General features: G+C 65.1%; 11 protein-coding genes. 4 read left to right on the plus strand and 7 right to left on the minus strand.

What is annotated here, in order from left to right; all coding sequences use genetic code 11:
• Positions 1–97: 97 nt before the first annotated feature.
• Positions 98–1558, minus strand: coding sequence for an MFS transporter (locus EB231_RS18545; RefSeq protein ID WP_172350140.1), 1461 nt, complete (start codon positions 1556–1558; stop codon positions 98–100).
• A 129-nt stretch (positions 1559–1687) separates the two neighbouring features.
• Between EB231_RS18545 and EB231_RS18550 the strand changes: the two genes are divergently transcribed.
• A complete protein-coding gene (locus tag EB231_RS18550; RefSeq protein WP_172350141.1) occupies positions 1688–2572 on the plus strand; it encodes a LysR family transcriptional regulator in 885 nt (294 codons plus the stop codon).
• Between the two features lie 17 nt (positions 2573–2589).
• Here EB231_RS18550 and EB231_RS18555 read toward each other — a convergent pair whose 3' ends face one another.
• Positions 2590–4008 carry an aminotransferase-like domain-containing protein gene (locus EB231_RS18555; RefSeq protein ID WP_172350142.1) on the minus strand — a complete coding sequence of 473 codons (1419 nt, stop codon included), beginning with the start codon at positions 4006–4008 and terminating at the stop codon, positions 2590–2592.
• A gap of 105 nt (positions 4009–4113) precedes the next feature.
• Between EB231_RS18555 and EB231_RS18560 the strand changes: the two genes are divergently transcribed.
• A complete protein-coding gene (locus EB231_RS18560) occupies positions 4114–4977 on the plus strand; it encodes a DMT family transporter (RefSeq protein WP_172350143.1) in 864 nt (287 codons plus the stop codon).
• Positions 4978–4998: 21 nt separating this feature from the next.
• Here the strand turns inward: EB231_RS18560 and EB231_RS18565 are convergent, their stop codons facing one another.
• Positions 4999–6039: a zinc-dependent alcohol dehydrogenase family protein gene (locus EB231_RS18565; RefSeq protein WP_172350144.1), complete on the minus strand. Its 1041-nt coding sequence runs from the start codon at positions 6037–6039 to the stop codon at positions 4999–5001.
• A 107-nt stretch (positions 6040–6146) separates the two neighbouring features.
• Positions 6147–6608, minus strand: a complete 462-nt coding sequence (locus tag EB231_RS18570) for a winged helix-turn-helix transcriptional regulator (protein WP_172350145.1) — start codon at positions 6606–6608, stop codon at positions 6147–6149.
• A 99-nt stretch (positions 6609–6707) separates the two neighbouring features.
• On the opposite strand from EB231_RS18570, the gene EB231_RS18575 reads away from it, so the two are divergent.
• Positions 6708–7952, plus strand: coding sequence for an MFS transporter (locus tag EB231_RS18575; protein ID WP_172350146.1), 1245 nt, complete (start codon positions 6708–6710; stop codon positions 7950–7952).
• Positions 7953–7957: 5 nt separating this feature from the next.
• On the opposite strand, the gene maiA is transcribed toward EB231_RS18575, so the two are convergent.
• Positions 7958–8608: a maleylacetoacetate isomerase gene (gene maiA / locus EB231_RS18580; protein ID WP_172350147.1), complete on the minus strand. Its 651-nt coding sequence runs from the start codon at positions 8606–8608 to the stop codon at positions 7958–7960.
• An 11-nt stretch (positions 8609–8619) separates the two neighbouring features.
• Complete coding sequence (locus EB231_RS18585; protein ID WP_172350148.1) at positions 8620–9318, minus strand: fumarylacetoacetate hydrolase family protein; 699 nt, start codon at positions 9316–9318, stop codon at positions 8620–8622.
• 232 nt (positions 9319–9550) lie between these two features.
• Here EB231_RS18585 and EB231_RS18590 point away from each other — a divergent pair, with 232 nt between their 5' ends.
• A complete protein-coding gene (locus EB231_RS18590) occupies positions 9551–10234 on the plus strand; it encodes a response regulator (RefSeq protein ID WP_140773104.1) in 684 nt (227 codons plus the stop codon).
• Positions 10235–10268: 34 nt separating this feature from the next.
• Here the strand turns inward: EB231_RS18590 and EB231_RS18595 are convergent, their stop codons facing one another.
• A complete protein-coding gene (locus EB231_RS18595; RefSeq protein ID WP_172350149.1) occupies positions 10269–11609 on the minus strand; it encodes a hybrid sensor histidine kinase/response regulator in 1341 nt (446 codons plus the stop codon).

Here is an 11609-nt window from a genome sequence, read left to right on the forward strand (position 1 = left end):
TGCCGTCGCAGGCATTCCCCTGCGCGCCGTTCATTACCAGCAGGGCATTGGCTCGGCAACCTGCGGCAGTTTCCGCTACCGGCAACCACCGAACAGATCAGGTGGTCCTGGGTTCATCGGCGCTGGCAAACCGTAGCGAAAACAGCGCGAGCAGCAGCGCAACCAGCGCCAGGGCCGTCGCCGTCTCAAAGGTGACCTGCATGCCTCGAGCGGCCGATGCCGAATTCAGAACGTCCTGACCATCTCCTTGCCGGGCACCAGCCGACGCAACCGCGAATATGGCGCCCATCAAGGATGCGCCGGTGATGAGGCCGAGATTGCGCGACAGGTTGAGCAGGCCCGACATGACACCGCGTTCGCCGGCGCCGACACCGCTCATGACGGCCGCATTGTTGGAGGTCTGGAACAGGGCGTAGCCAAAGCAGGTGATGGTGATCGGAACGACATAGCTGGCAATGCCGAGTTTCGTCATGGCAAGCGAGAGCAGGAACGTGCCCGCGGCAAGGCTGGTGAGCCCGGCGACCATCATCCTGTTGGCTCCGAAGCGATCGGAAAGCCGCCCAGCCAGCAACGCCGATAGGGTCGAGACCAGCGGCCCGGTCGAAAGCACCACGCCGACCATCGCGGCATCGAGCCCCAGCCCTCGCGACAGATAGAACGGGGCAACCACCAGGGTTGCCATCATCACCGTGGCGACGATGAGGCTCATGGCCAGACTGGCGCTGAGCCGCAGATCCCGGAAGCTGGCAAGCTGGACCAGGGGGTTCTTTACGCGCCTCTGCGCGATGACGAACAGACCGACGCCGGCAGCGGTAGCGATCAGCAGGCCGATGTTGAGCGGACCGAAATTGCCTCGACCAAGCGTCATGGCCAGTGCGTAGGCGGCCAGCGTCAGGGCCAGCAGGACAGTGCCCATCGCATCGAACTTGCCTTTATTTGCCTGCGCGTTCTTGTTGTTCGCAGGCAAGGCACGCCAGGCGAGGGCGAAGGTCAAGAGACCCAGCGGCACATTGACAAGAAAGATCGCGCGCCAGCCGAGGCCGGCGATCAGCAGGCCGCCGAGCGAGGGACCGAGCGTGGTGCCGATCGCCGACATGGCACCGAGCAGGCCCATGGCGCTGCCGGTCCGCTCCTTGCTCACGGTCTCGGCGACAAAGGCCAGCGTCAGCGCCATCATCAATGCGGCGCCAAGCCCCTGCATGGCGCGCGCGGCAACCAGCAGCCAGAGCGTCGGGGCCAGGCCGCAGAGCACCGATGCCGATGTGAACAGCGCGATGCCGCCAAGCAGCAATGGCCGACGCCCGAACATGTCGGCCAGCCGCCCGGCGCTGACGATCAGCGTGGTGATGGCGAGGAGGTAGGCCAGAACCACCCATTGCACGGCCTGGAACGACGCGTCGAACGTCTGCATCAGCGAGGGCAACCCGACACTGGCAATGCTGGTTCCGAGCGAGGACAGCAGCGTGGCGAGCGACAGGCTTGCCAGAGCCCAGCCGGCCGATTGTTTCTCTTGCGGGGCTGATATCAGCCCATCTCGACTTTGTGCGGCGACTGCCAAGGCGATCTCCTTTCCATTCGCTCCGGAACCGGAGCCATCGGAGATCTAGTCTTGTGGTTGATATGGCGGAAGGCGCAGCATTTGCATCATATTCATGCGTCAGACGCCACATCATGTTATGATCCGGAGATGACGGATCTCAATTTGCTGTTTGCTCTCGACGTGCTGCTGGCGGAAGGCAGCGTGGCCCGCGCCGCGCGCCGTTTGCGGCTCAGCCCCTCGGCGATGAGCCGGACGCTGGCGCGGCTGCGCGAGGCAACGGGCGATCCTCTGCTGGTGCGGGCCGGGCGCGGCCTGGTGGCGACGCCGCGCGCGGAGGAACTGCGGCGGCAGGTCGGCCCCGTTGTCCAGGACGCGGAGATGCTGCTGCGCCCTGCCGAGCTGCTTGATGTCTCAGTTATGGACAAGGTCTTTACGCTGCGCACCAATGAAGGCTTTGTCGAGGAGTTCGGGCCTCGCCTTGTCGCCCGCATCGAGGCCGATGCGCCAGGAGTACGGCTGCGTTTCGCGCCGAAATCCGACAAGGATGTGATGTCGCTGCGTGACGCGGCGATCGACCTGGAAATCGGCGTTGCCGGGGAAACCGGGCCCGAAGTGCGCATCCAGGCCTTGTTTCGCGACCGCTTCATTGGTGCTGTTAGGGCAGGCCACCCCTTGAGCGAAGGCACGGTGACGCCCGAGCGTTATGCGGCGGGCCGGCACATCAGTGTTTCGCGGCGTGGCCGCGAGAAAGGACCGATCGACGAAGCCCTGAGCGCGCTTGGCCTGCAGCGGACCGTCGTGTGCATGGTTTCGGGTTTTTCGGCAGCACTCGCCATGGCGCGCGCCTCGGACCTGATCGCCAGCGTGCCCGAGCGGCACACGGCCGGCGCGCGCGCCGGCATGCACAGTTTTCCACTGCCTGTCACGACGGTGGAGGTCACCATTTCGATGCTCTGGCATCCGCGCCTCGATGCCGATCCGGCGCAACGGTGGTTGCGCGACTGCGTGCGGGAGGTCTGTGCGGGGCGCTGATTGCAGGCGGCGCGCGATCACCGCTTCATCGCGGTTTCCAGCACCTTGAAGATCCGCTCGTCGTCGCACTGGGCGACGTTGAAGCGCAGGAAACGGCTGGCCGTCTGGGACAGGCTGAACGCATTGCCGGGTGCCAGCACGACGTTATCGGCAAGCGCCCGGCGTGCGACTTCGGCCGCGTCAACGCCATCGGGCAGGCCGCACCACAGGAACAGACCGGCCGGCTGGTCGATCCAGGGCGAGATGCCAATCGCCTTCAGGCGAGTGCCGGTCTCGACCATCGCGCGCGCGAGCTTGGCGCGCAGCAGATCCATATGCTTGCGGTAGCTGCCGTCCTTGAGCAGCGTCAGCACCAGTTCGGCCGCAAGGCGCCCGCCGCCGAAGGTGGTGGCGATCTTGAGGTCGGTCAGGCCCTCGATCCAGTCGCGCGGCGCGGCGATGAAACCGCAGCGGACCGAGGCCGACAGCGTCTTGGAGAAACTGCCGATCTGGACGACGCGGTTCAGCCCATCGAAGGCCGCCAGCCTGGGGGCAGGGGCATGTTCGAAATCGGCGAAGATATCGTCCTCGACGATGGTCAGGTCCGACTGGTCGGCGAGCTTCAGCAGACGATGCGCGGTGACCGGCGACAGGATCGCGCCGGTCGGGTTGTGGATGGCGGAGTTGGTGATGTAGAGGCGCGGCCGGTGTTCGGCGAGCGCCTGCGCGAACAGCTCGATGTCAGGCCCCGACTGCGTGTAGGGAACGCTGACGACCCTGGCGCGGTGGGCGCGCAGCAAAGCGTGGAAATTGAAATAGCAGGGATCGTCGACCAGCACTGTGTCGCCGGGCTCGATCAGGAACCGGCACAGAAGATCGATGGCCTGCGTGCCCGATTCCGTCAGCATGATCTGTTCAGGCGAGGCTTCGATGCCATGCCCGGCCATGCGCCGCGCCAGCAATTGCCGCAGCGGCGGCAGGCCGAGCGGCGTGCCATAGTCGGCAAGCGCGGCATCATCGGCACGCGCCGCCGTGCGTAGCGCTCGGCGCAGTCCGGCCTGGGGCATCCACGAGGCCGGCAGCCAGCCGCAGCCGGGTTTCAGCACCTCGTCGCCGGCGTCCAGCGACTGGCGCGAAACCCAGAGCGGATCGACGGCGCGGTCGAGCCGGGGACCGATCTCGGCCAGGGACAGCGGCGCCAGCGAGCCGGCGGCATAGAAGCCTGAACCCGGCCGGGAGCGGATCGTGCCTTCGGCGGCGAGCCTCTCATAGGCTTCGACCACGGTGGACTTTGACACTTGCATGGATTGCGCGAAGGCGCGGATCGACGGCAGCCGGGCTCCCGGTGTCAGGCTGCGCGCGGCGATCCGCTGGCGGATGGCCGCCATGACGCTTTCGACCAGAGTGGGGCCGGCCACGGCTCGCGCGCCGTCGGTTTCCAAAGCCAGGTCGTTCATCCGTACTGCTCGTCATGCCATTACAGTTTCGCTGAATTGTACCCCATTGTCTCTGGCTGCGCCATGGCATCTGCCCGATAGAGGGCGAAAGACATGGAGCCTGGAATGGACAAGATCGCGAGCGGCTGGCTGAACGGATTTATCGGCGTGCTGATCTTCTCAGGCTCGCTGCCGGCGACGCGCGTGGCTGTGATGGACTTCGATCCGACATTCGTGACGTCAGCCCGCGCCGCGATTGCCGGACTGCTTGGCCTGGCAATGCTGCTCTTGTTCCGGCAGAAACGCCCGGAGCGGGGCGATCTGCTGTCGCTGGCGATCGTCGCACTTGGCGTGGTGGTCGGCTTTCCCTTGCTGACCGCGCTGGCGCTGAAGCACGTCACCTCCGCCCACTCGATCATCTTCGTCGGCCTGCTGCCGCTGGCAACCGCGATCTTCGGGGTGCTGCGCGGCGGCGAGCGTCCACGACCGGCGTTCTGGCTGTTTTCGTGCATCGGCAGCGCGCTCGTCGCCGGCTTTGCCCTGTCGCAAGGCGGGACCGCGTCACCGCTCGGCGACGGCCTGATGCTGGGCGCCATCGTCGTGTGCGGGTTGGGCTACGCCGAGGGCGCCGCGCTGTCGCGCAGGCTCGGCGGCTGGCAGGTGATCTGCTGGGCGCTGACGCTGTCGCTGCCGATCATGTTGGTGCTGACTTTCGCGACGCTACCGCCATCCTTTGCCGCCGTCGGCTCCCACGCCTGGATCGGCCTAGCCTATGTCTCGCTATTCAGCATGCTGATCGGCTTCGTCTTCTGGTATCGCGGCCTGGCGCAAGGCGGCATTGCCGCGGTCGGACAACTGCAATTGCTGCAGCCCTTCTTCGGCCTGGCACTCGCGGCGAGCCTGCTCCACGAGCAGGTCAGCCCGCTGATGATGGTCGTCACGCTGGGCGTGGTGGCGTGCGTGTTCGGGGCAAAGAAGTTCGCGCGGTAGCTCGGGAGGCGACGCCCGCCTCTAGAACTTCGTCACCACGCCGATACCAATGCCCTCAAAACCCCCCATCGCCATCAGGGCCGCGGGCGCCTCGTCGAGGCTGATCTTCTTGCCGACCAGCAGTTCGGGCCTGAGCTTGCCGGTACGAATCATCTCCATCATTGCCTGGTAGCGGTAAGCCTGCATGCCGTGACTACCGAGGATCTCCAACTCGAAAGCGATGATCTTGCTCATGGGCACCGCAGCCTTGGCATGGTCGCCGAGCATCAGGCCGACCTGCACATGGCGGCCGCGCCGGCGCAGGTTCGAGATGGAGTTGAACGAGGTGGTCGGATGGCCGAGCGCGTCCATCGACATGTGAACGCCGCCATTGGTAAGCTGCTTGACGGCCTTCACCACATTGGGGGTGGACGAGGCGTTAATGGTCGCCACCGCGCCGATCTTGCGGGCAAACTCCAGTTTCTCGTCGGTGAGATCAATGGCAATGACATTGGCGCCCATGGCGCTGGCGATCATGATCGCCGAAAGCCCGACGCCGCCGCAGCCATGCACGGCAACCCATTCGCCGGGCTTGACCCGTCCCTGGTCCACGATCGCCCGGAACGACGTGACGAAGCGGCAGCCCAGGCTGGCGGCGGTGGCGAATTCCATCTCTTCCGGCAGGCGTACGAGATTGGTGTCGGCGAAGTCGATGGCGACATATTCGGCGAAAGAGCCCCAGGCGGTGAAACCGGGCTGGAACTGATGCTCGCAGACCTGATGGTTGCCGGACGTGCATTCGAAGCAGTGGCCGCAGCCGCCGACAAAAGGCACCGTGACCCGGTCGCCCGCCTTCCAGTGCGTCACGCGCTTGCCAGCCGCCACAACGACGCCCGCCAATTCATGGCCCGGTACATGCGGCAGCCGGATGTCATCGTCGTGGCCCATCCAGCCATGCCAGTCGCTGCGGCAGAGCCCCGTTGCCTCGACCTTGATGACGACGCCATCGGCTGCCGGCTTCGGATCAGGGACGGTCTGGATCGTCGGCGCTTCGCCGAATTTCTCGAAGACGACGGCTTTCATCGGTCACTCCACCCTGCGTACTGTCTGGGGAAACGATAGCCGATTCCCTGTCCGGTCAAGCGGAAATCGATTCCGCCAGGCTGGCCAGTCCGCCGCGCCAAGAGCGGTCAGTTGTTTTCCCGGTCTCGGAAATCGGCAAGTCGGGTGTCGCCGGGAACAAGCAGCCGACCATCCTCCGCATGCACTTCAAGGCGCTTGATCGGCCTGCCGCTCTGCGTATCGACCATGAAAGTGTAGGGCTCGCCCGGTCCGGAGAAATAGGCCTCGCCCCATTGCCGCAAGGCGACCAGGACATAGAACAGGCCGCGCCCCTTTTGCGTCAGCACATATTCATGGTGCGCGCTGCCGTCGGGCGCGGGAACCGTTTCCAGTATGCCATGCGCGACCAGATTGCGCAGCCGCGCCGACAGGATGTTCTTGGCGACGCCGAGGCTCTTCTGGAACTCGCCGAAGCGCCGCAAACCGTCAAAGGCGTCGCGCACGATGAGCAGCGACCACCAGTCGCCGATCGCGTCCAGCGGCCGTGCGATCAGACAATCCGCTTCGTGGTGGCTCGTTCGTTTCACCATGGCAATCGTTGGTCCAGATCAATCATGTCGGTTGCAAGATAAAACTGATTTGGCTATCCAGCAAGTGGTTTCAAGTTGAAACCGATTGTGGAGAGCGACATGAATCTGCAGGTGGTGAACAGCGCAACGTCAAGCGCGGAGCGGTCCGGTGGGCCACCGCAGGTCGTGCCGGCGTCACCACCGGGATTGTCGGGAATGACGGCGCTGGTCTTCGCCATTGCCTGTGGCCTGAGCGTCGCCAACGTCTATTTCGCCCATCCGCTGCTCGACGCCATCGCGCATGATTTTGCCATCGCGCCGGCCTCGGTCGGCATCGTGGTGACGGTCACGCAGATCGGTTATGCGCTCGGCCTGTTCTTCATCGTGCCGCTGGGCGACCTGTTCGACCGCCGCAAGCTGATCGCCGGCCAGGCGGTGCTTTCCGCCGTGGCGCTGAGTGCGGTCGGGCTCGCGCCGAGCGCGGCGATGCTGCTGGCAAGCCTTGCTGTTGTCGGACTGCTTGCCGTGGTGGTGCAGGTGCTGGTGGCTTACGCGGCCGATCTCGCGGTGCCGTCCGAGCGGGGGCGGGCGGTCGGCACCGTCACCAGTGGTGTCATCCTTGGCATCCTGCTTGCCCGCTTCGTCGCTGGCGTCGTCGCCGACCTCGCCGGCTGGCGCTGGGTCTATCTGGTCTCGGCGACGCTGACGCTGATCATGGCGGTGGTTCTCTTCCTCATCCTGCCGCGCCGCGAGGCGGAGCGGCCACGCACATCCTATCCGCGCCTGCTAACTTCGGTCGTGCTGCTGTTCGTGCAGGAGCCGCTGCTGCGCGTGCGCGCGGTGCTGGCCATGCTGATCTTCGCCAGCTTCAACGTGCTGTGGGCGCCGCTGGTGCTGCCGCTGAGTGCCGCGCCATTTTCACTCTCACACACTGAGATCGGGCTGTTCGGGCTTGCCGGTGTCGCCGGCGCACTGGGCGCGCGCTGGACGGGCGGCCTCGTTGATCGCGGGCGCGGGCAGCTGGTCACCGGCCTTAGCCTGCTTCTGATGACGGCTGCCTGGCTGCCGATCGCCTTCATGGGTCTATCGCTGTGGCTGCTTGTCGCCGGCATCGTCATGCTGGACCTGGCGATCCAAGCCGTCCACGTCACCAATCAGAGCCTGATTTTTTCGCGCCGCCCGGATGCCCGCAGCCGGCTGGTTGGCGGCTACATGATCTTCTATTCGCTCGGCAGTGCGCTCGGCTCGATTGCCTCGACCATGGTCTATGGCGCCATGGGCTGGAGCGGCGTTTGCCTGCTTGGGGCGAGCATCGGCCTGTTGGCTTTGGCGTCCTGGGCGCTCACGCTGCGCGTGGGTCGGTAGAGGCCCTATTCGGCATCGATCTGGTTCCGCGGCGCGGCTTTCTGGAAGGCTGGCAGTGCCATGCAGGCGGCGTGGATGCGGGCGGTCGTCGGGTAAGGTGCCATGTCGACGCCGAAGCGGGCATTGTTGGTGACCTGCGCCGCCAGGCAGATATCGGCCAGCCCCGGCGCCTCGCCATGGCAGAAAGTTCCAGTGTCGGGGGACGAAGCCAGAATCTTTTCAAGCGGCTGGAAGCCTTCGTTCACCCAGTGGCGGAACCAGTTGGTGATGTCCTGGTCGCCGGCGCCGAACAAAGTGCGCAGCGAGGTCAGCACGCGCAGATTGTTCACCGGGTGGATATCGCAGGCGATCATCTGCGCCACCATTCTCACGCGAGCCCGGCCAAGTGCGTCTTTCGGCAGCAGCGGCGGCGCGGGCTGGATCTCGTCGAGATATTCGATGATCGCCAGCGACTGCGTCAAAAGCGTGCCGTCGTCGAGCACCAAGGCCGGCACCAGCCCCTGCGGGTTGATCGCGAGATAGGACGGTTCCAGATGCTCGCCATGGCGCAGATGATGCGGGACGTAGTCATAGCTCAGCCCCTTCATCTCCAGCGCGATCCGCACCCGGTAGGAGGTGGAGGAGCGATAGTAATTGTGCAGGACGATGTGGCTCATGGCTTTGTCGTTCAAGATTGCGGCTGGCCGATCGTCACTTCGATCGTGCCGATGCCGTCGACGCCGCCGGTCATTGTCTCGCCCGGCTTGACCGCGCCGACGCCGGCGGGCGTGCCGGTGAAGATCAGGTCGCCCGGTTGCAGTTCGACTGCTTCGCTGCAGATCGAGACGATGTCGGCGATTGGCCAGATCAATTCGGTGAGGTCGGCATCCTGTTTCACCGCGCCGTTGACGGCGAGCCAGATACGCCCCTTCGTCGGGTGCCCGGATTTCTGCGCGGGAACCAGCGGGCCGCAAGGGGCTGAACGGTCGAAGGCCTTCGACCAGTCCCAGGGCCGCGCCGCCTTCTTGGCCTCATCCTGGAGATCGCGGCGGGTGAGGTCGATGCCGACGCCATAACCCCAGACATGATCCAGCGCCCGATCACGCGCGATGCGGAAGCCCGGTTTGCCGATCGCGGCCACCAGTTCGATTTCGTGGTGCAGATTGGCCGTCAGCGGCGGGTAGGGGATATCAGTGCCGGAATCGACCACGGCGTCGGCGGGCTTGGTGAAGAAGAAGGGCGGATCACGTTCATCGTTGCCGAACTCGCGCGCGTGCGCGGCATAGTTGCGGCCAACGCAGAAAATGCGCCGCACGGCAAAGCGCTCGGCCGAGCCGCTGACGGCGACGGAAGGTGTTGGCGGCACGGGAAGGACAAAGGCGGTCATGCTGGTCTCTGCGTTTGGATATCGGGATGATGGCGGTACCTTCGACCGATTTCGGGGGGCGGGCAAGGCGTCGCTTTTCATAAAGCAAGGCCTTTGCCTGGGCTGCATGAGGAATTGAGGGTTTCCATTGCTTCTGCAGCGGTGCATCCTGGCAATTGGCGATAGACTATTTGCCAATAATCCGGCCATGGTCGCGGGACTATGGTGTGGCCGGTAAACCGGAACGAGCCACATGACAGCACCCAACGATCGCGCCCGGTTCCTGATCATCGACGACCATCCGCTGTTTCGCGAGGCGCTGCACAGCGCCGTCCAGATGGCCTATCCGGAAGTCGATACGGTGGAAGCGCGCTCGATCACCGAGGCGGTGGAATTGCTGGCGGGCGCCAAGCCTTTCGACCTTGCGCTTCTCGATCTCTCAATGCCCGACGTGCACGGTTTCGAGGGCCTGCTGCAGCTCAGGACCCGCTATCCGCGCCTGCCGGTGGTGATCGTGTCGGGATATGAGGAGCCAAGGATCATTTCCGAGGCACTGTCTTATGGTGCCGCCGGCTTCATCCCGAAATCGGCCCGCAAGAGCGATCTGGCCGCTGCCATCCGCTCGGTTATGGACGGTGCGATCTATGTGCCGGAAACCTATGAGGGCCAGCCGGCGGACGCCGACAGCATCGACCGTGCCGACATGGTCCAGCGCCTCTCCAAGCTGACGCCGCAGCAACTGCGCGTGCTGCAGATGCTGCGCCAGGGCCTGCTCAACAAGCAGATCGCCTATGAGCTGCAGGTCGGCGAGACCACGGTCAAGGCGCATGTCTCGGAGATCCTGCGCAAGCTCAACGTGTATAGCCGTACGCAAGCGGTGATCGAGGTTTCGAAACTCGACAATGCGGAGCTTTTCAGGGATCAGGCGGGTTTTTGAATCTTTCACCTGCCTATCGAGGCGAGGGTATGGGCTAAGCCAACAAATGCGCCAGAAGCGCGCGCAACTGCGCCGGCTTCAGCGGCTTGCGCATCAATTCGATGCCGCCGGCCCGCGCCGCCTTGGCGACGGCTTCGGAACTGTCGGCGGTGACGATCAGCGCCGGCACGGCGCGGCCGAGATAGTCGCGGACTTCCGATATGGTTGCGGTGCCGAGATCGCCGCCATCGAGATGCTGGTCGGCAATGACGATGTCGGGCACCCAGTCGGTGTCGCCGAGCAGGTCCAGCGCATCGTCGGTCGAGGTCGCGGCCCGCACCAGGCATTGCCAGCGCTCGAGCAGGAAGGTCATGGCCTCCAGCACCTCGATGTCGTTCTCGACCAGCAGCACCTTGGTGCCGAACAGGCCGTAGCCGCGCGACCGCTCAAGGCCGGTGGCGCTGGCGATGGCGTCGGCGGGCGCCCCGATGCCGACCGGGACATCGATGTGGAAGATCGTGCCGCGCCCGACCTTCGACGAGAAAGTCACGGGGTGGCCGAGCGCGCCGGCCATGCGGCGCACGATGGCAAGTCCGAGCCCAAGGCCGCCGCCGTCGAGTTCGGCACTGGTCGGCGAAGTGCCGCGATGGAACTCCTCGAAAACCGCCTCACGCTGGTCCTCGGGAATGCCGCAGCCGGTATCGGCGACATCGATGCGGATCGTGTCGCCGCGATGCCTGGTGCCGACAAGGACGCCACCCGAGCGGGTGTAGCCCAGTGCGTTGGAAAGAATGTTCTGCAGGATGCGGCGCAGCAGCGTCCGGTCGGAGCGGACCACGGCGTTGACCGGCCGGAATTTCAGCGACAAACCCTTCATTTCCGCGACCGGCTGGAAATCCGAGCGCAGCGACGAGAACAGCGCCTCGAGGCTGACGTCGCCAATGTCGGGCTGCACCACGCCGGCGTCGAGCTTGGAAATGTCGAGCAGCGTGCGCAGCAGGTCCTCCATCGTTTCCAGCGAGCGCTCTACCTGCCGCACCAGCTTCCTGCCCTCGTCGCTGGTCTGCACCTCGGCGAGCGCCGAGACGGAGAGATGGGCCGCGTTCAGCGGCTGCAGCACGTCATGGCTGGCGGCGGCGAGGAACCTTGTCTTGGACAGGTTCGCCAGTTCGGCATTTTCCTTGGCGGCGATGAGATCGATGTTGGATTGCTCGAGCCGCCGCAAGGTCGAGTGCAGCTCCTCCGTGCGCGTGCGCACGCGGTTTTCGAGCGAGATCGCGGTCTGGAACAGCGAGAAGGCATTGCCTTGCTGGTCCATCGACCGCTCGACGCGGCTGACCAGGGCGGCGTTGATCTTCTTCAGTTTTTCGAGGTCGTTTATGTCCCTGAGCGGCAT

This window comes from Mesorhizobium sp. NZP2298 (genome assembly GCF_013170825.1).
Taxonomy (GTDB): Bacteria; Pseudomonadota; Alphaproteobacteria; order Rhizobiales; family Rhizobiaceae; genus Mesorhizobium.

What these genes read in the sequence shown, in the direction of transcription:
- EB231_RS18590 (WP_140773104.1), top strand. Translation starts at nt 9,551, where the DNA reads ATGACAGCACCCAACGATCGCGCCCGGTTCCTGATCATCGACGACCAT.
- maiA (WP_172350147.1), bottom strand. Translation starts at nt 8,608, where the DNA reads ATGAGCCACATCGTCCTGCACAATTACTATCGCTCCTCCACCTCCTAC.
- EB231_RS18560 (WP_172350143.1), top strand. Translation starts at nt 4,114, where the DNA reads ATGGACAAGATCGCGAGCGGCTGGCTGAACGGATTTATCGGCGTGCTG.
- EB231_RS18570 (WP_172350145.1), bottom strand. Translation starts at nt 6,608, where the DNA reads ATGGTGAAACGAACGAGCCACCACGAAGCGGATTGTCTGATCGCACGG.
- EB231_RS18550 (WP_172350141.1), top strand. Translation starts at nt 1,688, where the DNA reads ATGACGGATCTCAATTTGCTGTTTGCTCTCGACGTGCTGCTGGCGGAA.
- EB231_RS18555 (WP_172350142.1), bottom strand. Translation starts at nt 4,008, where the DNA reads ATGAACGACCTGGCTTTGGAAACCGACGGCGCGCGAGCCGTGGCCGGC.
- EB231_RS18575 (WP_172350146.1), top strand. Translation starts at nt 6,708, where the DNA reads ATGAATCTGCAGGTGGTGAACAGCGCAACGTCAAGCGCGGAGCGGTCC.
- EB231_RS18595 (WP_172350149.1), bottom strand. Translation starts at nt 11,609, where the DNA reads ATGCCGCTCAGGGACATAAACGACCTCGAAAAACTGAAGAAGATCAAC.
- EB231_RS18565 (WP_172350144.1), bottom strand. Translation starts at nt 6,039, where the DNA reads ATGAAAGCCGTCGTCTTCGAGAAATTCGGCGAAGCGCCGACGATCCAG.
- EB231_RS18585 (WP_172350148.1), bottom strand. Translation starts at nt 9,318, where the DNA reads ATGACCGCCTTTGTCCTTCCCGTGCCGCCAACACCTTCCGTCGCCGTC.